Source organism: Mycobacterium sp. PSTR-4-N (genome assembly GCF_022348085.1).
In the GTDB taxonomy this organism is placed as follows: domain Bacteria; phylum Actinomycetota; class Actinomycetes; order Mycobacteriales; family Mycobacteriaceae; genus Mycobacterium.
Genome location: NZ_JAKRFN010000004.1, coordinates 56,603 through 79,919 on the forward strand (window position 1 = coordinate 56,603; position 23,317 = coordinate 79,919).

Annotated in this window: 21 protein-coding genes; 10 read left to right on the top strand and 11 right to left on the bottom strand. The window is 68.3% G+C overall.

Annotated elements, in window-relative coordinates:
* The first annotated feature begins 54 nt into the window (after window positions 1–54).
* Window positions 55–1,653, top strand: a complete 1,599-nt coding sequence (locus MHN84_RS07135) for a PucR family transcriptional regulator (RefSeq protein ID WP_241203942.1) — start codon at window positions 55–57, stop codon at window positions 1,651–1,653.
* On the opposite strand, the gene MHN84_RS07140 is transcribed toward MHN84_RS07135, so the two are convergent.
* Window positions 1,642–2,979: an APC family permease gene (locus MHN84_RS07140; protein WP_241204199.1), complete on the bottom strand. Its 1,338-nt coding sequence runs from the start codon at window positions 2,977–2,979 to the stop codon at window positions 1,642–1,644. The genes MHN84_RS07135 and MHN84_RS07140 overlap by 12 nt on opposite strands.
* 65 nt (window positions 2,980–3,044) lie before the next feature.
* Window positions 3,045–4,154, bottom strand: coding sequence for a P1 family peptidase (locus MHN84_RS07145; protein WP_241203943.1), 1,110 nt, complete (start codon window positions 4,152–4,154; stop codon window positions 3,045–3,047).
* Window positions 4,155–4,264: 110 nt separating this feature from the next.
* On the opposite strand from MHN84_RS07145, the gene MHN84_RS07150 reads away from it, so the two are divergent.
* Complete coding sequence (locus MHN84_RS07150) at window positions 4,265–4,882, top strand: TetR/AcrR family transcriptional regulator (protein WP_241203944.1); 618 nt, start codon at window positions 4,265–4,267, stop codon at window positions 4,880–4,882.
* Window position 4,883: 1 nt separating this feature from the next.
* Here MHN84_RS07150 and MHN84_RS07155 read toward each other — a convergent pair whose 3' ends face one another.
* On the bottom strand, window positions 4,884–5,669 hold the full coding sequence (locus tag MHN84_RS07155; RefSeq protein ID WP_241203945.1) for a PE-PPE domain-containing protein: 786 nt from the start codon (window positions 5,667–5,669) through the stop codon (window positions 4,884–4,886).
* A gap of 31 nt (window positions 5,670–5,700) precedes the next feature.
* Window positions 5,701–6,324, bottom strand: coding sequence for a hypothetical protein (locus MHN84_RS07160; RefSeq protein WP_241203946.1), 624 nt, complete (start codon window positions 6,322–6,324; stop codon window positions 5,701–5,703).
* A gap of 46 nt (window positions 6,325–6,370) precedes the next feature.
* On the opposite strand from MHN84_RS07160, the gene MHN84_RS07165 reads away from it, so the two are divergent.
* Complete coding sequence (locus MHN84_RS07165) at window positions 6,371–7,135, top strand: endonuclease/exonuclease/phosphatase family protein (RefSeq protein ID WP_241203947.1); 765 nt, start codon at window positions 6,371–6,373, stop codon at window positions 7,133–7,135.
* 130 nt (window positions 7,136–7,265) lie between these two features.
* Complete coding sequence (locus MHN84_RS07170; RefSeq protein WP_241203948.1) at window positions 7,266–8,147, top strand: universal stress protein; 882 nt, start codon at window positions 7,266–7,268, stop codon at window positions 8,145–8,147.
* Here the strand turns inward: MHN84_RS07170 and MHN84_RS07175 are convergent.
* Together MHN84_RS07175 and MHN84_RS07180 are read right to left on the bottom strand one after the other, a co-directional pair.
* Window positions 8,144–9,277 (bottom strand): acyl-CoA dehydrogenase family protein, encoded by a 1,134-nt coding sequence (locus MHN84_RS07175; RefSeq protein WP_241203949.1) that lies wholly within the window; start codon window positions 9,275–9,277, stop codon window positions 8,144–8,146. The two genes, MHN84_RS07170 and MHN84_RS07175, sit on opposite strands and share 4 nt — an antisense overlap.
* Window positions 9,278–9,299: 22 nt before the next feature.
* Window positions 9,300–10,532, bottom strand: a complete 1,233-nt coding sequence (locus MHN84_RS07180; protein WP_241203950.1) for an acyl-CoA dehydrogenase family protein — start codon at window positions 10,530–10,532, stop codon at window positions 9,300–9,302.
* A gap of 204 nt (window positions 10,533–10,736) precedes the next feature.
* On the opposite strand from MHN84_RS07180, the gene MHN84_RS07185 reads away from it, so the two are divergent.
* Complete coding sequence (locus MHN84_RS07185) at window positions 10,737–11,489, top strand: hypothetical protein (protein ID WP_241203951.1); 753 nt, start codon at window positions 10,737–10,739, stop codon at window positions 11,487–11,489.
* An 18-nt stretch (window positions 11,490–11,507) separates the two neighbouring features.
* Here MHN84_RS07185 and MHN84_RS07190 read toward each other — a convergent pair whose 3' ends face one another.
* The 3 genes from MHN84_RS07190 to MHN84_RS07200 all read right to left on the bottom strand — a co-directional run bounded on the left by MHN84_RS07190 (window position 11,508) and on the right by MHN84_RS07200 (window position 16,267).
* On the bottom strand, window positions 11,508–13,289 hold the full coding sequence (locus MHN84_RS07190; protein WP_374238339.1) for a putative bifunctional diguanylate cyclase/phosphodiesterase: 1,782 nt from the start codon (window positions 13,287–13,289) through the stop codon (window positions 11,508–11,510).
* 69 nt (window positions 13,290–13,358) lie between these two features.
* A complete protein-coding gene (locus MHN84_RS07195; protein WP_241203953.1) occupies window positions 13,359–15,524 on the bottom strand; it encodes an Rv1355c family protein in 2,166 nt (721 codons plus the stop codon).
* Window positions 15,521–16,267, bottom strand: a complete 747-nt coding sequence (locus MHN84_RS07200) for a hypothetical protein (RefSeq protein WP_241203954.1) — start codon at window positions 16,265–16,267, stop codon at window positions 15,521–15,523. The genes MHN84_RS07195 and MHN84_RS07200 overlap by 4 nt, the downstream gene beginning before the upstream one ends.
* 829 nt (window positions 16,268–17,096) lie before the next feature.
* On the opposite strand from MHN84_RS07200, the gene MHN84_RS07205 reads away from it, so the two are divergent.
* Complete coding sequence (locus MHN84_RS07205; RefSeq protein WP_241203955.1) at window positions 17,097–17,549, top strand: MaoC family dehydratase; 453 nt, start codon at window positions 17,097–17,099, stop codon at window positions 17,547–17,549.
* Here MHN84_RS07205 and MHN84_RS07210 read toward each other — a convergent pair whose 3' ends face one another.
* A complete protein-coding gene (locus MHN84_RS07210) occupies window positions 17,550–18,734 on the bottom strand; it encodes an acyl-CoA dehydrogenase family protein (protein WP_241203956.1) in 1,185 nt (394 codons plus the stop codon).
* Window positions 18,735–18,814: 80 nt separating this feature from the next.
* On the opposite strand from MHN84_RS07210, the gene fabG reads away from it, so the two are divergent.
* Genes fabG through MHN84_RS07230 form a run of 4 tightly spaced genes read left to right on the top strand, consistent with a single transcriptional unit; the run spans window position 18,815 to window position 22,648 of the window.
* The gene (gene fabG / locus MHN84_RS07215; RefSeq protein ID WP_241203957.1) at window positions 18,815–19,555 is read left to right on the top strand and encodes a 3-oxoacyl-ACP reductase FabG; all 741 of its coding nucleotides are present in this window, start codon (window positions 18,815–18,817) and stop codon (window positions 19,553–19,555) included.
* A complete protein-coding gene (locus MHN84_RS07220; protein WP_241203958.1) occupies window positions 19,555–20,787 on the top strand; it encodes an acetyl-CoA C-acetyltransferase in 1,233 nt (410 codons plus the stop codon). The genes fabG and MHN84_RS07220 overlap by 1 nt, the downstream gene beginning before the upstream one ends.
* On the top strand, window positions 20,784–21,977 hold the full coding sequence (locus MHN84_RS07225; RefSeq protein WP_241203959.1) for an acyl-CoA dehydrogenase family protein: 1,194 nt from the start codon (window positions 20,784–20,786) through the stop codon (window positions 21,975–21,977). Before MHN84_RS07220 ends, MHN84_RS07225 begins: the two co-directional genes overlap by 4 nt.
* A 2-nt stretch (window positions 21,978–21,979) precedes the next feature.
* Entirely contained in the window at window positions 21,980–22,648 is a 669-nt protein-coding gene (locus MHN84_RS07230) for a GntR family transcriptional regulator (RefSeq protein ID WP_241203960.1), read from the top strand.
* Between the two features lie 10 nt (window positions 22,649–22,658).
* Here MHN84_RS07230 and MHN84_RS07235 read toward each other — a convergent pair whose 3' ends face one another.
* Window positions 22,659–23,033, bottom strand: a complete 375-nt coding sequence (locus MHN84_RS07235) for an NYN domain-containing protein (protein WP_241203961.1) — start codon at window positions 23,031–23,033, stop codon at window positions 22,659–22,661.
* Window positions 23,034–23,317: the final 284 nt, after the last annotated feature.

Here is a 23,317-nt window from a genome sequence, read left to right on the forward strand (position 1 = left end):
GCCGACGTCGATACACACTGTCAACGAATGAGGCCGTGCGAATACACTGTGTCAATGCCGTTGACCGTGGGTGAGGTGGTCGCCCTGCCCGCCGTGCAACGAGGGGACCCCGAGGTGCTCAGCGCCCAGCGGTGGGCGGAAACCATCCGCTGGGTGCACGGTAGCGACCTGGCCGACCTGTCGAGCCTGCTGCAGGGCGGTGAGCTCGTGTTGACCACCGGTCGGGCATTGGCCCGCCACCCGCGCAGGTACCTGCGCGGCCTCGCCGACGCGGGGGCCCTCGGCGTCATCGTGGAGGTGGGCACGCAGGTGCCCGCACTGCCGGAGGGGATCGGCGCCATCGCCGAGGAACTCGCACTCGCCCTGGTCGTGCTCCATCGCACGGTCCGGTTCGTCGAGATCACCGAAGCGGTGCACCGCCGCATCGTCGCCGACCAGTACGACGAGGTGGCGTTCGACCGCCGCGTCCACGAAACCTTCACCGAGCTGTCCATGAAGCGCGCCTCGCTCAGTGGCATCGTCGACGCGGCGGCGCAGATCCTGGCCGAGCCCGTTGTGCTGGAAGACCTTTCCCACCAGGCGATCGCGATGTCGGCGGGCACTCCCGCCGATCTCCTCGAGAACTGGGAGCGACGCTCCCGCCGCAGCCCGGGGCGCAGCGAGCTCGCCGAACCGTGGGCGGTCACCGGTGTCGGACCCCGCACCCAGCAGTGGGGCCGGCTCGTGGTGCCCCGCGCACCGGCAGACGAGCACCGCACCAAGATGGTTCTCGAACGGGCGGCCGCGGCGCTGGCCATGCACCGGATGATCGAGCAGGACCGGACGGGCTTGCAGCACCAGGCGCAGAGCGGACTGATCGACGACGTCCTGCGGGGCCGCCTCACCGACGAACGCGAACTGACGGTGCGCGCCCAGGCACTGGGTCTGCGGCGCGCTCCCGCGTACCTGCCGGCGACGGTGCGCGCCCGGCGGCCGTCCCCGTCGTCGGATCCCGTGGCCGGTCACCGGCGCGCCATCGCCTTACTCGATGCCGTCGCCCACACCGTCAAGGCCGCCGGCCACACCGGATTGTTCTCTCTCCAGGGCGACGCCGAAGTCGTGATGGTGTTGGCGTTGAAGGACACTCGCGACGTCGACGGCGCACTGGCAGCACTGGGTGGCCGGCTGCGCGACCAGGTGCGACGCGTCGACGGGGTGAGCGCGTCGGTGCTGGCGCTGGGTCCGCCGGCCGACCAGATCACCGATGCCGTGTCGGGCCTGGCCGAGGCCGCGCACATCGCCGAAGTCGCTCTGGCGCAAGGGGATCGATCCCGGCCGTACTTCCGGGCCGCCGACGTCCGGCTCCGCGGTCTGCTGTCGCTGCTGCGCGACGACCGGCGGGTCCAGCAGTTCGCCGAGACCGAGCTGAAGACGCTGCTGTCCGAGGAGTCCGCGGGCACACCCCCCAACCTGACAGTGCTGCGCGAGTACCTCCGGTTGGCTGGCAACAAGGCCGCGCTCGCCCAGCGTCTGCACATGAGCAGGCCGGCCCTGTACAAGCGCCTGGACGCTATCCGTGACGCGCTGGGTGTCGATCTCGACGACGGGGAGTCGATGACCTCACTGCACGTCGCGCTGATGATCGTCGATGGGGCGGCCGGGTCACGCCAGTGACCGCGACGGGCGCCACGCCAGGAAGCCGATCACCAGGCCCGCGAACGGGATCGCGGCGAGCACCGTGCTCAGCATGACGCTGCCACCGGTCACCAGGGTGAAGTTCGAGAGCACCAGCCAGAGGCTGGCCAGCAGCCCGAGTACGGCGAGCGCGGGCGCGATCCGCGTCGTCGCGATCCCGCCGCGGCCACGGTGGCGGAGGAAGAACACCAGCACCGCGATCGACGTGGTCAGCATCAGCACGACCATCCCGACGGTCGCGACACCGGCCATCGACCCGAAGACACCGACCAGCGGATCGATGCCGAGCAGCGCGAGAACCGCGACGATGATCGCGGCCGTCGCGGTCTGGACGAGCGACGAGAACGACGGTGATGCATGGCCGTCGTGCACGGTCGCCAGTCGCGCGGGCAGCAATCCCTTGCCCGCCAGCACGAACTGATAGCGCGCGATTACGTTGTGGAAGGACAACACGCAGGCGAACAGGCTGCTCAGCAGCAGCACGTTGACGATGTCGCGGCCCACGGTGCCGAGCATGTCGCCGGTGGTGTCGAGGAGCATGTTGCCCTCACCGTCGAGGGTTCGCTGCGCCACCCCGGTCACCTGGTCGGGGCCCAACGCCACCACGAACGCCCACACGGTGATCGCGTAGAACGCGCCGATGATGACGACCGCGGCGTACGTGGCGCGGGGGATGGTCCGTTCGGGGTCACGCGCCTCGTCCCGGAACACCGCCGTCGCCTCGAATCCGATGAATCCGGTGAGCGCGAACAGTATCGCGATCCCGATGGTGCCCTGGGTGAACGTCGCCGGATCGAACGAGGTGAACGTGACGCCCGCCGGGCCGGGCTTGGCGACCATCACCACGTCGAGGACGACCACGATGCCGATCTCGAGGGCCAGCGCCACCCCGAGCACCTTCGCGCTCAGCTCGATGTGCCGGTAGCCGAGGACTGCGACGATCGCCAGGATCGCGAACGAGTAGACGGGCCAGGGGATCTCGGGGCCGTCATAGTGTGCGACCGTGTCGGCGATGGCCCAGCCGATGTATCCGTAGATGCCGATCTGTATCGCGGTGTAGGCGATCAGCGCGACCACCGCGATGCCCTTGCCCATCCGTTCGCCGAGCCCGACCGTGACGTAGGAGAAGAACGCACCGGCCTCGGGGACATGGGGCGTCATCGTCACGAACCCGATGCTGAACACCAGCAGCACGAGCGCGGCGATGACGAACCCGACCGGTGCACCCGCGCCGTTGCCCAGGCCCATCGCCAGCGGCATGTTGCCGCCGATCACGGTCAGCGGGGCGGCCGCGGCGACGACCATGAAGACGATGCCGACCGGACCGAGATGTCCTGTCAATCGCCGGGTCTCAGGCGTGGTGGAGGTGGTCACGGGGTCTCCTGGGGTGAAGAGGCGGACATAGCGGTGCGGAGCAGATCGTGATCGATCGCGTGGGCGGTGAACCCGTTGCGGCCGGTCATCGTGGTCGCGGCGACCATCGCGTTGACGATGGCCTCTTCGGTGGCGTCGATCGTCAGGTCGAACAGTCGCGTCATCAGCTGGGGTGCGACCATGCGGACATCGACCTCGGTCCGGGCGGTGTTCACGTCCTCGTCCCAGGCATACGGGGGGATACCGCGGTTCGACGTCGAGAAGGCCAGCATGAGGTCCCCGCTGTACTGCTCGCCCGTGCCGCCGAGCCGACCGACGGCCAGTGCGGCGCGCTGCGCCATTCGTGTGCACTGATGGGGGAGCAGGGGGGCATCGGTCGCGACGATCACGATGATCGAGCCCGACCCGGGTTCGTAGCCGGGCGGCAGATCGGGCAGCGGCACCGCCTCCGTTCCGATCAGCTCGCCGATGTGAACGCCGTTGATGCGCAGCCGTTCTCGCCGTCCGTGGTTGGCCTGCACCAGGACGCCGACCGTGTATCGGCCCGCGGCGGTGTCGGTCGTGCGCGACGAGGTACCGATGCCGCCCTTGAAGCCGTGACAGATCATCCCGGTGCCGCCGCCCACGTTGCCTTCGGCCGGTGGCTGCGCCGACGCATTCTCCAACGCAGTGCGCGCGTGTTCGGGCCGGACGTGGAATCCGTTGATGTCGTTGAGCAGTCCGTCATAGGTTTCCCCGACCACGGGCAGTGACCAGTAGACACCGTCACCGCGGGCGCGCACCTGCGCGGCGACCAGCTCGTCGCGAACGACGCCGACACTGTGGGTGTTGGTCAGCCCGATGGCGGTCGTCAGTTCGCCGGACTCGCGGATCCATTCCAGCCCGGTGAGTTCACCACTGCCGTTGAGGCGATGCGCCCCCGCGAAGAGGGGTTCGGTCCAGATGTCGTCGTGTGGGACGACGACGGTGACGCCGGTGTGCACGGCCGGTGGCCCCTCGGCGTCGAGGGTGACGTGCCCGACGCGTACGCCCGGCACATCGGTGATGGCGTTGTCGGCGCCGGTGGGGTGGTCGCCGATGATGACGCCGAGGTCTCTTGCCCTCATGACACGCTCCGTTGTTTTCCGAATTGGAAAAGAACTATGCGCCCGTGTCGGGCGTCACGCAAGAGGAAGGGCAGAATCGACCTCGCGGCACGAGTGAGGAGGTGGCCGGGATGGGGCGGCCGAACACGCAGGCGCAACGGCGCGCCGACATCATGGACGCGGCGATCACGCTGATCGAGCGCCATGATCTGGCCACCCTCAAGCTGGCCGACGTGGCCGCCGAGCTCGGCCTGACCACCAATGCGGTGCGGTACTACTTCAAGGACATGACCGAGCTGCTCTCGCAGCTGGCCCTACGCTCGGACGTGCGTTTCTACGAGCAGCGTCGCCGCTTCGGTGACCTGACCGACGACGTGGCGCTGCAGTTGGCGATGACGATCGCGGCCGGCCTGCCGAACGGTCCCGAAGACGCCGAATGGCGGGCCATCTGGCGAGCCGTGCTCGCCGCGGGCTTCGAACTGGATCAGCGCCGCGACGTCCAGGGCATCTACCATCGCCAGGTCGGCCTCTACCGGGATCTGCTCACCACGGGCGCCGATGCTGGGGTGTTCACCCTCGGTGCGCCCGCCGGCGACATCGCGATGACCCTGATGGCGATGGAGGACTATCTCGGCTACCGCATCGTGGCGCGCGATCCCGAGATGGACCGCGCGACGGCGCTGCGCCTGATGCGGCAGTACGCGCAATCGGCAACGGGGACAACACTTCCCGATTGCGCAGGGGTGTGAGTCATTCGCGCCGATAGGCCGATTCGATCTGCGCGGCCGGTTTCGGCAGCAGCGGCTCACCGTTGGTCAGCACGAACGTGGTGTTCCCGCGGTGCCAGATGGTCAGCGACGGGTCGTTCAGATCGACACCCTCGTAGTGCGGGTGGATGAAGAGCTTGCCCAGATCGGCGTTGCGCACCGCGTCGGCGTTGCTCTTGTCGCTCGGCGAGTCCGCGTAACCGTCGTAGCGGCGCGCCACGTCCACGACGTGCCAGGGTGTGTCGGTCGGGGTGGCGAGCCCGGTGGTGCGCAGCGTCGGATCCCCCACCTTCGACCCTCCGGAGGCGCGCAGCGGGTTCCCGAACAGGACGAAGGTCAGGCGATCGGGCGTCGGCGCCGTCGGGTCCGCAGCGTGCTGGCGCATCCACTCCGAGGCCACCTGGGCCCCTTGGCTGTAGGCCAGCACGATGATGGTGCCGGGGGTGGCGCGAATCGCGGCGTCGAGGTTGGCGACGCCGGTGGGAATCGAATCCAGTGCCAGGTTGCGGGGGTAGTCGACCACTTTCATCGTGTAGGGCGCAGTGCTGAACACTCCGCGGAACTCTTCATCCATGTCGTTCTTGACGTGCAGATCGGCACCGGGCAGTGCGAGAACGGTGCCGCTGGACGGGATCCCGAGCCGGGTGGTGGTCGCCGCCGTCAGGCCGGCCGACGGTGCGGTCGCGTCGTGGCGGGCCGCGAGCCGATGGGCGAGGCACCCCGCACACAGCAGCGCGAGGATGATCAGGACGACCGCGCGACGTTTCACGATGGCCCGCCTTTGTCCGTGTCTTCTGAGGCTATTCCGGGCCCGCGCGACTGTACCTCTGGCACAACATGTCCGTGCTGCCCGTCAGCTGTGAGTCCGGCGTGGATTCGTCGATCCCCAGCCGAGCGCACAGATCGAGGAACGTCGTCGCGAATGGGTTGTCCGCGACCTGTTCGCGCAGCGCGACCCAGTCGAGCTGCTCGCGAACCCCTCGCGCCACCGGAAGCAGCTTCGCGAAATCGCAGTGGTGTTCGTGCAGCGAGCGCAGCTTCTGCAGCATCACCTCACTCGGCGGGAGCACCGGCATCGACAGAGCGAAGACATCGAGGACCGGTGCGCCTGCGATCATGCCGCTGTCAACGGGCACCCGGTTGATCTGGTGCAGCACGTCGACGACGGCGGGCCCGTCGACGCTCAGCCCCGCTTTGAACAACCAGTCCTCGGGAGGCCGCCGGATGTCGAACCCTGCGTTTGCCAGCGCCGCGGCCGCCGCCTCGACGTCGGATTCGGCGACCACGAAATCCACGTCGTGGGTCGGTTCGGGGGCGCCGTGGGCCCACAGCGCGAAACTTCCGGCGAGCGCGAACGGCGGCCCGTCGGCTTTGAGCGCGGACGCCGCACGGCGCAACGCGTGACGCAGGTCATCAGGGGACATTCGCACCGCCGTGGGTTTCGTCTGCAGGGTGGGTAGTGGACTACCCATGAAGTTGGTGACCTTCAACATCCTCCACGGGCGCACCGTGGGGGGCGGTGTTGACCTGGACCGCTTCGCCGACTGCATCGCAGGGTTGGACGCCGACATTCTCGCTCTGCAGGAGGTGGACTCGGTGCAGCAGCGGTCCGGTATGGCCGATCTGACAGCACTGGCCGCCGAGGCCATGGGTGCCCGCAGCCACCGGTTCGTCGCCGCCATCTCGGGCACGCCCGGGGCGACGTGGATGGCCGCCACGGGGGAGGAGCAGCCGGGCACCGCGGCCTACGGAGTCGCCCTGCTGTCGCGCTATCCCGCCGCCAGCTGGCAGGTGGTGCGCCTGCCCCGAATCCCGGTTCGATTCCCGATGTACCTGCGCGCACCCAACCGTGTGCAGATCATCCACGAGGAGCCGAGAGCCGCGGTGATCGGACACTTCGACACCCCGCTCGGCGCGCTCACCGTGGCCAACACGCATCTGTCCTTCGTGCCGGGATGGAATCGGCTACAGCTGCGGCGGCTCCTGCGCGACGTCGAGGGAATGCCGGCGCCGCGTATCGTGACCGGTGATCTGAACATGTCGCCTGCGGCGGTGCGGCGGCACACCGGGCTGCGGGCACTCGCCTCGGCGGCGACGTTCCCCGCCGACGTGCCGACCCAGCAGCTCGACCATGTCCTGACCGACGATCCCGGTCTGCAGGTGCGCGCCTGCCGGACACCGGCGGTCGCGATCTCCGATCACCGTCCGCTCGTGGTCGACCTGCAGCGCGGCTGAACGGGGAGGGACTTTCGACCCTCTGCGTGATGCCGGCAGACCACTGAACGGCGGGATCGGCGCAGGTAGCGTCGGGGACAAGAGCGGCGAACACCCTGCACCGACGCCGCTCGCTGAGGAGGCGCCTGTCATGTCCCAACCCGCCGCGTCGCTCGGCATCGTCGTCTGCGTGGACGGCTCCGCGGCGGCCAGGGCGGCCGTCGACTGGGCTGCGCGCAGCGCGGCGCGCCGCCGCGCGACGCTGACGCTGGCCCACGTACTGCCCTCGGCGAGCCTGCAGTCGTGGGTCCAGGTTCCCCTTCCGCCGGCGTTCTTGAAGGACGAGCAGGAGGCGGCCCGCACGATCCTGGACGACGCCTCCGCGGTCGCGCGGGCGGCGGCCGGCGAGAGCCTGGGCGGACTGGGCGAGAAGGTCCTCTCCGGTCAGCCCGTGGCCGCGCTGGCCGAGTTGAGCGCCGACGCCGAGATGATCGTGATCGGGAGCCGGGGGCTCGGCACCTGGGAGCGGCGGCTTCTGGGATCGGTCAGCACGGGGCTGGTGCACCACGCCCGCTGCCCGGTGGCCGTGATCCGCGACGAAGATCCGCTCATCGCCCATCCGGACGAGGCGCCGGTGGTGGTGGGCATCGACGGATCCCCGGCCAGCGAACACGCCACCGAGATCGCCTTCGACGAGGCGTCGCGGCGCGGTGTCGACCTCGTGGCGGTGCACACGTGGAGCGACGCGGGATACGAACTGCCCGCGCAGCCCTGGACCGAGGTGCAGCCGGAAGAGGACATGCTGCTGGCCGAGCGGCTCGCGGGCTGGCAGGAGCGCTACCCCGACGTCACGGTGCGCCGGGTGGTCTGTCGAGACCAGCCGGCTCGCCGGCTTCTCGACGAGGCCGCGACCGCCCAGTTGGTGGTCGTCGGCAGTCACGGCCGCGGCGGATTCGCCGGCATGCTGCTGGGTTCGGTGAGCACCCAGGTGGTGCAGTCCGCCCGCACCCCGGTGATCGTCGCGCGCCGTTAGGTGGTCAGCGCCGCATACCGGTCGACGTGGAAGTCTGTTGAGCCGAACTCGAACTGCAGGGCGGTCAACCGCTTGAAATAGTGGCCTATCGCCAATTCCTCGGTCATGCCCATGCCGCCGTGCACTTGGACCGCCTGCTGGCCGACGAAGCGGGCCGCGCGCCCCACGGTCGCCTTGGCCGCCGAGACCGCCCTGGCGCGCGTGGCGGCGTCGTCGTCATCGAGATGCAGGACCGCGAGATGGACAGCGGCGGCAGCCTGCTCGAGCTCCATGTACATGTCGACCATCCGATGCTGCAGCACCTGGAACGAGCCAATCGGCTGCCCGAACTGCGTGCGCTGCTTGGCATAGTCGACCGTGTCGGCAAGGACCTTGCGCATCGCGCCGACCGCTTCGGCGCACACCGCGGCTGCTCCCTCGTCACGGGCCCGGGAGAGCGACGGCCAGGCGCGACCCTCCTCGCCCAGCAGCGTGGCCCGCACCCGCGTCATCGTGATGTCCGAGGCGTATCTGTCGTCGATCGTGCGGTAATGGTGCATCTGCAACCCGTCGGGATCTGAGGTGATGTCGACGACGAACAGCGAGACACCGTCGCTGTCGGCACGGGCACCCGAGGTGCGCGCGGTGACGAGCACGCTGTCGGCCAGCGGCGTGCTCACCGAGACGATCTTCGTTCCCGTCAGCACCCAGCCGTCTCCCTCGCACTCCGCCACGGTCGATACGTCCTGCCAATGCTCACCCGACGTCGGTTCGGTGGCTGCCACCGTGACCACCGTTGTCCCCGAGACGATTCCGTCGAGAAGGGCGGCAGCGGTCGATCCACCCGCGCGGCGCAGCAGCCCGGCCGCCACCACCGCGGTGTCGACGTAGGGCTCGACCGCCAGCGCGTGGCCCAGCGCCTCGCAGATCAACATCATCTCGACAGGACCGCCGCCGATCCCGCCACAGTCCTCGGGCAACAAGGCGCCCAGGATGCCCAACTCCTGGGCGAATGCGCGCCAGATCTCGGGCTGCCAACCTGCTCCGGATGTGACTGCAGCGCGGCTCTTTTCGAGATCGTAACGCGTGGCCAGGAACCGCGTCAGGCCGGTGCACAACAGCTGCTGCTCGTCGTCGAACGTGAAGTCCATTCTCTGCCTCTCTCGAGCCCCTCTACAGTCCCAGCGCCGCTTTGGCCAGGATGTTGCGTTGGATCTCGTTGCTGCCTGCGTAGATCGAGCCGGCGCGATCGTTGAGATACCGCAGGGGAGCCACCGCCTGCCACGGCTCGCCGGACACGTAGCCGTCTGCCGGCGGCTCGAAGTGGGCGATCGGACCGCCCGGACACGCGGCGTGCGGCTGATACGCCCGCCCCCGGGGTCCGGCTGCCTCCATGGCCAATTCGGTGATGTGCTGGCTCAACTCGGTGCTGAGCACCTTGAGCATGGAGGACTTGGCGCCCGGATTGCCGCCCGCAGCCACCACCGCGAGCACCTGGTACTCGAGGATCTCCAGGACATCGGTGCGGATCCGGACGTCGGCGAGCTTGCGGGCGAACGCCGGGTGATCGAGTAGTCGCCCGCCGGTCGGTCCGGGTTGTTCGGCGGCGACCGCGGCGATGTTCTCGGCCATGACCTGCAGGGCCGGCGCCGCCGCGCCGCCGCCCCGCTCGAACTCCAGCAGATACTTCGCCACCGTCCAGCCGTCGTCGATCGCACCGACGACATTGGTCTTGGGCACCCGGACCTCGTCGAAGAACACCTGGTTCTGCACCTCTTCTCCGGAGGTCATCACCAGCGGCCGGATCTCGATTCCCGGTGCCGTCAGATCGATCAGCACGAACGTGATGCCACGTTGCTTCTTCTCCGATCGGGACGTGCGTACCAGGGCGAACATCCAGTTGGCTTCCCGGGCATGGGTGGTCCAGATCTTGCTGCCCGTGCACACCAGGTGCTCGCCGTCGTCGCGGGCGGCCATCGACAGTGCGGCGAGGTCCGAACCAGCCTCCGGCTCCGAGTAGCCCTGGCAGAAGAACACCTCGCCGGTGAGGATTCGCGGCAGGAAGTAGTCCTTCTGGGTGTCCGTGCCGAACTCGATGATGGCGTGAGCGACCATGCGGATGCCCATCGGGGACAGCGACGGCGCACCGGCGAGTGTCGACTCCCTGCTGAAGATGTAGTGCTGCGTCAGCGTCCAGTCGCAGCCGCCGTACGCGACGGGCCATGCCGGGGCGGCCCAGCCCCTCTCGTGCAGGATGGCCTGCCACTCCATGCTGGCGTCGTGGTCGGCGTACACGCTGGTCATCAGCCGGCCCGCGCGGCGCAGATGCGGGGTGAGGCGTTCGTCGAGGAAGGACCGTACCTCGTCGCGGAAGGCGAGATCGGCGGGCGACCAGGTCAGGTTCATGCCAAGAGAGTAAACCTAGTTAGTTAGGTGAGGAACCCGCCCGCCGTCGGCCGTGCCGGCCGGCGCGCGACCGGTGGTACGTTGATCGTGTTGCCGCGTGCAGTGATGATGAATCCTCGCAACGCCCCACTCGGCTAGTGGCGACCCAGCTGTCAGGACAATGTGGACTCGCCGACGCTCTCGGCAAACCAAAGGCAGATAACGGTGTATCCGGATGTGGTGTGGCAGGACGAGGTCGACGTGGTGTGCACCGACGTCGGCCCAGCGGGCCTGCTGTGCGCGCTGGCTGCGTCTGCCCGGGGTGGTGACGTCCTGATCGTCGCGCAGCGGCGCCGCGCACGGACCTGGTTCGAGACGCTGCGCGGGGACGCGGCCACCTCGGCGTACACCGCGGCGCTGATCGACGACATCGACGTCAAGGCATTGCCCCACCAACCCGAGTTGGCGGTCCGCGCCGTCAGCCCCGTGGAGAGTGCGTCCAACGGGCGCAAGCGGCGTACGGTCCCGCCGTTCGACGGCGGCAGGCTTCGACGGTGGACAGGGGAGTGCATCGCCTCGCCGTCGGGGTACCTCTACACGCAAGTCAACGGGTGGCCGTCCACCCGCGTGCAGTCCGCCGACGGTGACATCGTGGACGTGATCACCGCCGACGTCCCGGCCGACGCGGTCGCCGAGCCCGGGGGACTCGACTCCTGGTTGACCGGACAGGCCCAGGCGCGCGACCTCGTCGCACAGCCGGTCGACGCCATCGACCGACTGGTGTTCGACGACTCGACGGTGGTCGGGGTGGTCTTCGCCACCGCGGACGGCCCCCTGGCCGTCCGCGTCCGGCACGGCGTGCTGGTGTGCGGCCCGCCCGGGGTGGCCGTGCAGACCGACGGCCCGGCCGGAACGGTGGCCCTCGTCGGCCGCTCGGCCAGTCGCTTCGGCCGGGTCGAGTTGCTCACCGACGGCTGAGCCGGTTTCTGCGTCGGCTCAGAAGGAGACGTCGATGCGGCCCTTGGCCAGCAGAGACTCCATCGGCCCGGCGGCGATCGGCCGCGACAGCAGGAATCCTTGAGCGCGATGGCATCCGTGGCGCAGCAGCGTCAGCGCCGCGGCCTGGGTTTCGACCCCCTCGGCGACCAACTCGAGGCCGAACGCCTCGGCCAGCGCGATGATGGCTCGCACGATGGCCAGATCGCCTGGGTCAGAACCTAATTCGGTCACAAAGCTACGGTCGATCTTGAGGGTGTCGACCGGCAGCGATTTCAACTGCGACAGGGCGCTGTACCCGGTGCCGAAGTCGTCGATGGCGACCAGGACACCGGCCTCTTTCAGGCCTGCGAGCGTGATGCGCGTCGTCTCGATGTCCTGGACCACCACCGTCTCGGTGATCTCCAGGCACACCGAACCCGGCGGCAGGCCGTTGTCCGCCATCGCGCCTTTGACGGTCTCCACGAATCCGTCGGTGACCAGCTGAACGGGGGACACGTTGATCCGCATCACCGATTCTCCGCCGTGGCCGCGGGACCGCCAGGCCGCGAACTCCGCGCACGCGGTACGCAGCACCCACCGGCCCAGTTCGCCGGCCATGTTGATCGACTCCGCCACACCGATGAACGAATCGGGGGTCAGCAGGCCCCGCGTCGGGTGCTGCCAGCGCACCAGCGCTTCCATCGCGACGATGTCGCCGGTCCTCATGTCGATCTCGGGCAGATAGTGCAGCAGTAGTGCACCACTTTCGACCACGGTCTGCAGATGCAGCTCGATGTCGTTGCGGAACTCGTTCTCCAGCGACATGTCGTCGGTGAACACCGAAACCTGGTTGCCGCCAGAGTTTTTCGCGGTCAGCACGGCCTGATCGGCCCGGCGCAGCAGATCGGAGGTGCTGTCGTGTCCGGGCACCCCCAGTGCGACCCCGATGCTCACGGTGCGCGTCAGCATCTCGCCGTCGATGGACACCCGCTCCCGCAGGGCTGCCTGCAACCGCACTGCGAGCGCCTCTGCGGCATCTGCGTCCATCGGATCGGCGGGCACCACGACGAACTCGTCGCCGCCGAGTCGCGCGATCAGGGTGGGCCCGTCGGCGCTGCGCCGGAGCCGCTCGGCGAGCACCCTGATGAACCAATCACCCGCAGTGTGGCCCAGGTAGTCGTTGATCGCCTTGAGTCGGTCGAGGTCGAAGAACAGGGCCGACACCGGTCCGGGCTGACCGTCGGCCAGACGTGCGTCCAAATGGCTGAGCAGAGCGCGCCGGTTGAAGAGCCCGGTCAGATCGTCATGGTCGGCGAGATAGCGCAGCTGCTCTTCGGCGTCGACGCGCGCCTGGACCTGTGCGAGCAGGGATGCGATCGCTTTGAGCGCGTTGAGCTCGGCCTCTGTCCAGTTACGGTCGCCGAACTTCACGAAGCCCAGCACTCCGGACGTCACCTCGCCGGAGAGCAGCGGCACGCAGGCCATCGAGGTCGCCGCGACCTGCCGGCCCTCGTTGATCGTGCGTTGGTAGTCGTCGGTGGCCGGTTCCGGCCGGAAGACCACGGGCTCCTTCTGGTGCTCGGCCATGGCGAAGACGGGATCGGCGTCGGTGAAGTACACGACGGCCAGCGGATCCGGGTCCGGGATGCCGGGCCGCACCGGCCACTCGGCCACGAGGACGGACGCCCGGATCGTGTGGTCGTTGCGCCGCAGGAAGCTGACGTCGACGCCGAAGTACGCCACCAGATCCGCCAGCACGTTCTGGCACACCTCTTTGGCCGTCGCCGACGTGGCACCCATGAGTTGCGTCGCGACCGATGTCACCACCAGGTCCAGGCTCTCGGGCAAGCGACCCTCTCCGTATCCGCGTCAGTTCGGTGCCGAGCTGTCTTTCCCGCCGCGACGCCGGCTGACGACCGACGGTCTCGGCGCCCGGGACAACCTCAGCACCAACGCCAGTGACTCAGCGGGATTCGCGGATACCAACGTCCGAAAAGTGTATTGCAGGTCAGCCAGCGCTTTCGCGAAGCGCGGCGACAGCGCGGCGAAGTCATCGTCATCGGCGGCGTAGAGGAAGGCCGGGGAGACCGGCTGGACGGCTAATCCGTGCTGCTGGGCGCGTATCCACACCGATTCCACCGCCGCCCCGGCGCGGGCGTAGTCGGTGAGCGTGTGCCCGTCAACGGTGATGATTGCCACACCTGCGGCCGCGGCGACCTTCGTGCGGCTGTCGTCGCCGAGCGCGGTGCCGGCATTCCACGCCGCCAGATTCGCCATCACGTCGCCCCGGCGCAGGATGTCGAGGAGAACGACGTCGGCGTCGTCGAGTTCGAGGCTGCGCACCTCGATCCCGGTGTCCGGCGACGGATCGCCGGGCCACCGCAACTCGTCGATCATCTGCGCGTGCAGATGCGGCGTGAGATAGCGGATGCGGTCGGCTGCGGCGAGGATCGTGGCCGCACGTTCGATGTCGGGCGGATCGGTCAACAGACAGACCCGCGCGCCCTCGCGGTCAGCCGCCGCGTGCAGGTCGGCGACGACGGTGTCGTCGAGCTCGATGCGGGTGCCGAGGCGTCGATTGGTCTCCCGCCGCATCATCGCGGGGTAGAGCCCGGCCAGCGCGGGGTCGGGTTCGGTGTCGTCGAGTGTGACCACGGCGCTCAGCGGGAAGCGCTCATCGCCGATTCGGAAGTCCACGCGCACACCGACTCCCCGCGCCGCGGCGGCCACCCGCGCGTTGAAGGTCGCCGCGCCGACAGCCACCGCGCTGCCGCGGAATCCGACGTCCATGGCCGAGGTGAGGTTCGGATCCAGATGGATGTCCAGGCAGCGATCCGCGGCCCCGGCGCGCTTCTCGACGATCCAGGGTTGCGTGTTTCCGCCGGACGGGGCCCGCCGTGCTGCCGCCGCGACCACGTCGATGACCGCACCGTCCGCTGTGACCGGTGGGGCCTGATCGCCGGGCCGCTCGTCGGCGACGCTCGGGAGGGCGAGGCGGGGTTCACCGACCTGATCGAGCAGCGCGGGAACATCCACCTTGACCCTGCCCGAGGCCAGTGGTTCGCCGAGTCCGATCCGTCGTACCGCCTCGGCCACCGACGCGGCGCCGACGGCGACCTCCGAGGACAGCTGCGGCCACGTCGTCAGCGTTGTGCCCACCTCGAGCAGTGAGGCCGCCATCCGCGACGGCAGTCCGGAGGCGTCGATGATGCGCAGGACCCGCGGCACCTTCTCCTTGGTGCTCAGGCCGGCCAGCGCGTCGGCATCCATCTCCGCGAGGTCGCCCAGCAGTCCGTGCAGCAGCGGTCGGTCGGGTTCGAGGTCGAAGCGTTCGACGTCCAGCAGGCCGCCGCTGCTGGTGGCCATCAGCACGGGAATGCCCCGCGCCCGCGCCGCGCCCCGGACGAGCACCTTGGCGTCCAGGGAGTCGCATTCTTCGACGAGGACATCGAGCCCGTCGAGAAACGCGTCGACGGTTTCCGTCGTCAGTCCGTTCGGCTCCACGACGACGGGGAGGTAGGGGTCGAGTTCGGCGAGGCGCCTCGCGCACACCACCGCTTTGTTCACTCCGACGTCGAGGAGGGTGGCCGGTACGCGGTTCAGATTCGAGACGTCGATCGCGTCGAAGTCGGCGAGACGCAGTTCACCGCACAACCCCTGGGTGGCGAGCGTGTGCGCGATCGCATGCCCGACGCTGAGGCCCACGACGCCGATCCGCAGCCGGCCCAGCGTGGTCATGTCGTCGCCGGTGATCAGATTGCGATTGCGGTCCAAGCGCAGCAGGCGGTACGCGCGGGGGCCCAGGACGCGGACGAGCACGCGCCGCCACGGGTAGTACGCCCAGCGATCGGCTTCGTCGGCGACCTCGGTGGGAGGGGCGGGGCGCACCGCCGCGAGCTCGGCCCGCTGTGCGGAGATCGTGTCCACCATCTCGATGCGTGGATCGTCGCGCAGCGCAGTCCACCGCTCGGAGTCCTCGGGGTCGGTGGGGTCGAGCACCGACACCGTGTAGACCGCAGCGGTGGGCTCACTCATCCCAGCCGCCGCTGCGCCGTGTCGTCGATGAGGTCGGAACCGGGCGTCATGGCCCGCTTGTCGGCCAGGAAGGCGGCCAGCTGCCGTGGTTGGGCGTGATTGGCGAACGTGAGGCGGTCCCACCAGGCGATCCTGGTCTGATACCGAATGTCCGGGTAGGGCGTCGGGGGGATCTTCGCGGCCAGCACGCCTCCCGAGGTGAGCCACCGCTTCAGCACATAGGACGCCGCCGTCGCGACGACGAATTGGATGCCGAGCAGGTCCATCGCGTGCAGGGGGGTGCGGGCGATGCTGGTGGTGAGTCGGCGGCTCAGCTCGGGGTCGTCGGCGACCCACGCGGTCTTCATCTCGGCCACCCCGAACGGCAGGCGGTCAGCAACCATTTTCCGCACCGCCTCCTCTCCGTCCTGCCCCGCCCATTCCTCGACGGCGTGGCATTCGGCTATCGACCTATAGGGCCCCTTTGCGCGGAGTCCGCCAACAACTCTGCCACGCTGATTGACGCATGCGGCGAATAGGGCGGTGTCGTCGCCGCGGCGCAAGGCGGGCGTGTCGATGGCCGCACCGATGCCGTGTTGTTGATAGCTGCGTGCGGCCCCGGCGATGAAGTCGGACCACAACTCGGGTTCGGTCGAGGGCCGCGCGTAGACGACGGTGCACTCGGTGACGGGGTCCCAATAGCGCGGACTGGCGTCGAGCTGGTCGGCATCGAAGTCAGCAAAGGCAAAGTCGGGTTGGGTCATTTCGATCCATTCGTCAGGCGGCGCAATGGCGGGGGCGGGTACTGCGCAGAACGCGTTAAAACACGTTCATTCTCGAGTATCTCGCTCTCACACAGCCAAATTCCAGCTAGCCGGATGAAGTCATCCAAACAATCCGATTCCGGTAAAGGTCACGATCAGGTAACGATCGTGACGCGGCCGCGCTCGGCAATTGTTCGAAGCGGAGTCGGCGCAGGTCAGGACGTCATACGGTTGCCACGGCGAACTTTGGGCCGATCTGGTTTCGATCGCAACAGACCGGGACGTCGGCCGTCGCCTCCTTTGCTCTTTTCGCCGAGCCGGGGGCGATTCGCCGGTGGGCCTCGTGACGCTGACGACGCCGTCAGTGCGGTTACCGTCCAGTAACGCGGCCGTTTCGGGGTGGTTCGACCCCGGTCGGCAACGCGGCTCGCCATCTGGTGCCGGTCTGAGGCCCGAGCGTTGCGCGAAACCTCTGTCCGCGCGCGTACGGCGCCGCGGGGGAGCTGAGCCGAGCGGTCAGCGGATCGATTCCGCTCGGTAGGGCTGTTTGCCAAATCCGCAAATGGCGATGGCGACGGGATATCGCCGCACCAATTATTGACATAAGCGACAGAACTGCAGTCGGTCCCGCGTCGATTTGATGAATTAGCGCGTGAACAATCCAGAAAACGAAATCACCGACGGCATTGTGCAATTCCACCACGATGAGAACCAATCATCGGCACGAGCTGACAGAATTCGGCGGCAGCGATCCGACGCGGTGCCGCGCGACCGTGCTGTGGCACTGTGAGGAGCGCCATCAGGGCTACGGGGTCGAAGGAGACGCAGGGTGAAGAAGTTCAAGGATCTGGCTGAGTTCGTCGCGGCGGAGGGGTCGCAGCTCGGACCCACCGAATGGCTCGAGATCACGCAGAGCCGGGTGGATCTGTTCGCCGACGCCACCGACGATCACCAATGGATCCACGTGGACCCGGAACGCGCGGCCGGCGGGCCCTTCGGCGGGACCATCGCGCACGGGCTGCTGACACTCTCGCTGCTGCCGCACTTCACCCACCAGCTCTACACCGTCGACAACGTGGCGATGGCGATCAACTACGGCTACAACAAGGTCCGGTTCATCACTCCGGTGCGAGTGGGCGCACGCTTGCGCGCGCGGGCGCAGATCTCGACGGTCAACCAACTCGACAACGCGGTGCAGGCCGCGCTCGCGGTCACCGTGGAGATCGAGGGCTCCGAGAAACCCGCCGCGATCGCCGAGTCCATCGTGCGCTTCGTCGGCTGATCAGCGGCGGCCTGCAGTGGCCGCTCGGACGAGGCCGCCGCCGACGATGAGCCGCTGGATCTCGCTGGTGCCCTCGTAGAGCCTGAGCAACCGCACGTCGCGGTAGATCCGCTCCACCGGCACGTCCCGCATGTAACCCGCGCCGCCGTGGATCTGGACGGCGAGGTCGGCCACGCGGCCCACCATCTCGGTGCAGAACAACTTGACCGCCGAAGGCGCCAGCCGGCGGTCCTCGCCGCTCATCCACAGCCGGGCGGCATCGCGGACCATGGCCCGGCCTGCCATGACTCCGGTGTACTGATCGGCGAGCATGGCCTGCACGAGCTGGAACTCGCCGATCGGTGTGCCGCCCTGGGTCGCGGTCGCGGCGTAGGCGACGGATTCGTCGAGGGCGCGCATGGCGGTGCCCACCGCGAGCGCCGCGATGTGGACCCGGCCCCTGGCCAGCGACGACAGCGCCGCTCGGTAGCCGACGTCCTCGGTACCCCCGACCAGCGCGGTGTGGCCCACCCGCACATCGGAGAAAGTGACGTCGGCGGTCCAAGCGCCCTCCTGTCCCATCTTCTTGTCCTTTGCGCCGACCGTCACGCCGGGCGCGTCGGCGGGAACCAGGAACACCGCGATACCGGCGCCCTGCTCGTCGGCGGGACGCGTGCGGGCGAAGGTGATGAACAGGTCCGCGGTCGGGGCATTGGTGATGTACTGCTTGGCGCCGTTGATGATCCACCCCGAATCCGGACCGCTGCCGTCGCGAGTTGCCTTGGTGCGCAAGCCCGCCGGGTTCGATCCTGCGCCGGGCTCGGTCAACGCGAACGACGCGACGACGTCGCCCGCTGCGATCGGTGCCAGCCAGGCGGACTTCTGCTCGTCGGTGCCGTAACCGACCAGCACCTGTCCTGCGATGCCGTTGTTGGTGCCGAACATGGACCGCAACGCCAGCGATGTGTAGCCGAGCTCCATGGCGAGCTCGACATCCTGACTCAGGTCGAGGCCGAGGCCGCCCCACTTCTGGGGGATGGCGTAACCGAACAGGCCCATCTTCTTGGCTTGCTCGCGAAGGTCGTCGGGCACCCGATCCTCGGTCAGGATCTCCTGCTCGCGGGGCACGACCACGGTCCGCACGAAATGACGCGTCTGCGCCAGGATCTCGCGGAAGTCTTCGTCATTCACCTCGGCGCTCGTCATGGGTCTCCTCGGGTCGCATCGGTAATTTGATATATGAAATACGATATCGCCTCGAAGTCCGACGACGTGAGGATGGGCACATGGGATTACTGAACGGGCGGGTCGCCGTGATCACCGGCGGCGCACAGGGGCTGGGTCTGGCGATCGCCCGGCGTTTCGTCGATGAGGGGGCCCGCGTGGTGCTCGGCGACGTGAATCTCGACGCGACGCAGGCCGCGGCCGATGCACTCGGCGGGGCAGAGGTGGCCCGTGCGGTGCAGTGCGACGTCACCCGCGCCGAGCAGGTCGACGCATTGGTGGCGGCCGCGGTCGAGCAGTTCGGGGGCCTGGACGTGATGGTCAACAACGCGGGCATCACCCGCGACGCGACCATGCGCAAGATGACCGAGGAGCAGTTCGACCAAGTGATCGCCGTGCACCTCAAAGGCACGTGGAACGGGCTCCGGGCCGCCTCGGCGGTGATGCGGGAGAACAAGCGCGGAGCGATCGTGAACATGTCGTCGATCTCGGGCAAGGTCGGCATGATCGGTCAGACGAATTACTCCGCGGCCAAGGCGGGCATCGTCGGGATGACGAAGGCTGCGGCGAAAGAACTCGCCTATCTGGGGGTGCGGGTCAACGCGATCCAACCCGGGCTGATCCGGTCGGCGATGACCGAGGCCATGCCGCAACACATCTGGGACTCGAAAGTGGCCGAAGTGCCGATGGGCCGGGCGGGCGAGCCCGACGAGGTCGCAGGCGTCGCGCTGTTCCTGGCCAGCGATCTGTCCTCCTACATGACCGGAACGGTTCTCGAAGTGACCGGCGGCCGCCACCTGTGATGCGCGACGCGGTGATCTGCGAGCCAGTGCGCACACCCATTGGTCGCTACGGCGGCATGTTCGCATCGCTGACAGCGGTCGACCTCGGGGTCGCGGCGTTGCAGGGCCTGCTCGCGCGCACCGGTGTGCCCTCCGATGCGATCGACGACGTCATCGTCGGACACTGCTATCCGTCCATGGAAGCACCGGCGATCGGTCGCGTCATCGCCCTCGACGCCGGTCTTCCGGTGACCGTGCCGGGCATGCAGATCGACCGGCGCTGCGGAAGCGGTCTCCAAGCGGTGATCCAGGCCTGTCAACAGGTCGGCGCCGGCGACCACGATCTGGTGGTGGCCGGCGGGGCGGAGTCGATGAGCAACGCGGTCTTCCACTCCACCGACATGCGCTGGGGTGGCGCCCGTGGCGGCGTGACGGTGCACGACGCCCTGGTGCGAGGCAGGACGACCGCGGGCGGCAAGCATCATCCCGTGCCCGGCGGCATGCTCGAGACCGCCGAGAATCTGCGCCGGCGATACGGAATCGGGCGCCGGGAACAGGACGAGCTCGCGGTGCGCTCACACCAGCGCGCGGTCGCGGCCCGCGCGGAGGGCCTGCTCGCGCAGACCATCATCCCGGTGACCGTCACCTCCCGTGGCGGTCCGCAGGTCATCGACACCGACGAACACCCCAGAGCCGACACCTCTGTCGACAAGCTGGCCCAGCTCCGGCCGATCCTTGCTGCCTCAGACCCGGAAGCGACTGTGACAGCAGGTAATTCGAGCGGACAGAACGACGCGGCGTCGATGTGTCTGGTCACCACCGCAGACAAGGCCGAGCAGCTCGGCCTCACCCCGCTGGTCACGCTGAAGTCGTGGGCGGTCGCCGGCGTCGGTCCCGAAGTGATGGGCATCGGCCCCGTGCCGGCGACCCGCGAGGCGCTCGCCAAAGCCGGGCTGAGGCTGGCGGATGTGGACCTCATCGAGCTGAACGAGGCGTTCGCCGCCCAGGCGCTGGCATGTATGCGCGAATGGGAGTTCAGTGCCGGCGATGCCGATCGGACGAACGTCCACGGATCGGGCATCTCCCTCGGACATCCGGTCGGCGCCACCGGCGGTCGGATGCTCGCGACGCTGGCCCGGGAACTGGAGCGGCGCGGCGGTCGGTACGGGTTGGTGACCATGTGCATCGGCGGTGGGCAGGGCATGGCGGCCGTCTTCGAAAGGATCACCGTCGTTCAAAGGACGATGCCTTGACCAGACTGGCGCAAACCCTGGGGCTGACCGAGTTCCAGACCGAGATCGTCTCGACAGTACGGACATTCGTCGACAGAGAGGTCATTCCGGCGGCTCAGGAGCTCGAGCATTCCGACACCTATCCGCAGGCCATCGTCGACGGCATGCGGGACATGGGATTGTTCGGGCTGATGATTCCCGAGCAGTACGGCGGTCTCGGCGAATCGCTGCTGACCTATGCGCTGTGCGTCGAGGAACTGGCCCGCGGCTGGATGAGCGTGTCCGGCGTGATCAACACACACTTCATCGTCGCCTACATGATCCGCCAGCACGGCACCGAGGCGCAGAAGCGAAATCTCCTGCCCCGCATGGCAACCGGTCAGACCCGCGGTGCGTTCTCGATGTCGGAGCCCGAACTGGGCTCCGATGTGGCGGCGATCCGGACCAGGGCCGTCGACAACGGCGACGGCACCTACACGATCGACGGACAGAAGATGTGGCTGACCAACGGGGCCAGCTCCACGCTGGTCGCCGCGCTGGTGCGCACCGACGAGGGGGCGGAGCGCCCACATCGCAATCTGACCGCCTTCCTGATCGAAAAGCCCGCCGGCTTCGGCGAAGTGGTGCCCGGCCTCACCATTCCCGGCAAGCTGAACAAGCTCGGCTACAAGGGCATCGACACCACGGAGCTGATCTTCGACGGCTATCGCGCCGAGGCGACCGACATCCTCGGCGAGGCTCCCGGGCAGGGGTTCTTCCAGATGATGGACGGCGTCGAGATCGGCCGCGTCAACGTCTCCGCCCGTGCGTGCGGCGTCGGAATCCGCGCATTTGAACTCGCGGTCCGCTACGCACAGCAGCGCAGCACCTTCGGCAAACCGATCGCCGAGCATCAGGCGATCGCTTTCGCGCTGGCCGAGATGGCCACCAAAGTCGAAGCGGCCCATCTGATGATGGTCAACGCGGCGCGCCTCAAGGACTCCGGTGACCGCAACGACGTGGCGGCCGGTATGGCGAAGTACTTCACCAGCGAGATGTGCGCCGAGGTCACTCAACAGAGCTTCCGGATCCACGGCGGCTACGGGTACTCGAGCGAGTACGAGATCGAACGGCTCATGCGCGACGCACCGTTCCTGTTGATCGGCGAGGGCACCAGCGAGATCCAGAAGAACATCATCAGCAAGCGGCTGCTCGCCGATTACCGGGTGTGACCGTGAGCGCACCCGACTTCGCGAGCAGGCCGCAACTCGCCGACGATGTGGCGGCGGTGGTGCGACGCAGGATCTTCGACGGGACGTACGCCGCAGGAAGCTACGTGCGTCTCGATCAACTCGCCGCCGAACTCGGCATCAGCGTGACCCCCGTGCGTGAGGCGCTGTTCGAGCTGAAGGCCGAAGGTCTGCTCGATCAACAACCGCGGCGCGGCTTCGTCATCCGACGGGTCACCCGGCGAGACATCACCGATGTCGCGGAGGTGCAGGCCTTCATCGGAGGAGAACTGGCCGCCCGCGCAGCCGGCGCGATCACCGATGCCGCGTTGGCCGACCTGGCCGCGGTGCAGGCCGATCTGGAGGCGGCGTACGCCGCCGGCGATGGTGAACGCGCGGTCCGGTGCAATCACGAGTTCCACCGCGCGATCAACGTCGCCGCGCATTCGCCGAAACTGGCGCAGCTGATGTCGCAGATCACCCGGTATGCACCCGAAGCGGTGTTTCCCGCGGTCGGCGGCTGGCCGGAGGAGTCGAATCGGCATCACCGGCGCGTGCTGGCCGCCCTCGCCGCCCACGACCAGGAGCAGGCCCGCGCCGCGATGGCCGAGCACCTCACCGCAGCGGCGGCCCCGCTGATCGACCACCTGGCGGGTCGCGGTGTGATCGAGTGATCGCCGAGAATCACCATTGCTGCAGGAGCGTGCGCAGGTGTCGGGGAGGTGCCACGGTGGCCCCGGCGCAGCGGACCCGATCGGCCAAGCCGCGGTCGGACGTGACGACCACGAGATCGTCGGGGCGGTCGTCGTCGCGGATCACCCTGAGGATCTCGTCGTCCGCGGAATCGGGTGCTGCCGCGGGCGCATGAGCGACGGTGACCACCGCGGAGCCGATCGGCGGACGCGGCGGCTGTTCGAACACCACGGTCACCTCGACGTCGTCGGCTTCCGCCCATCGTTCGAGCGCGTGCACCAGCCTCACCATCGCTGCGTGCCGGTCCCGCCACCAACCGTCCGGGCTGGCGCCGATCACGTTCATCCCGTCGATGATCCAGCGCACGCGCTCAGGCTATCGGCGCGCTGACCGATGTTGCTGGCCGGTAGCGGAAACATGATCGGCAGGAAAACACTGATGACGATTCGCGCCCCACACAGGAAATCATCAGCTAATCTCTGCCCAGGAAAAAATATGACGGAACTGTCAATATAAAGGGCCGCGTCGGGGGATAGCTAGGAGCGGCCTGGTAGAAGGTCGTGCCGAATCCACAGACTTGCCCAAAGCGCTGACAGGTGTCGAACGGCGGGGTAGCTTCCAATGCGCAGTAGCGAAACGCTATGTTTCGT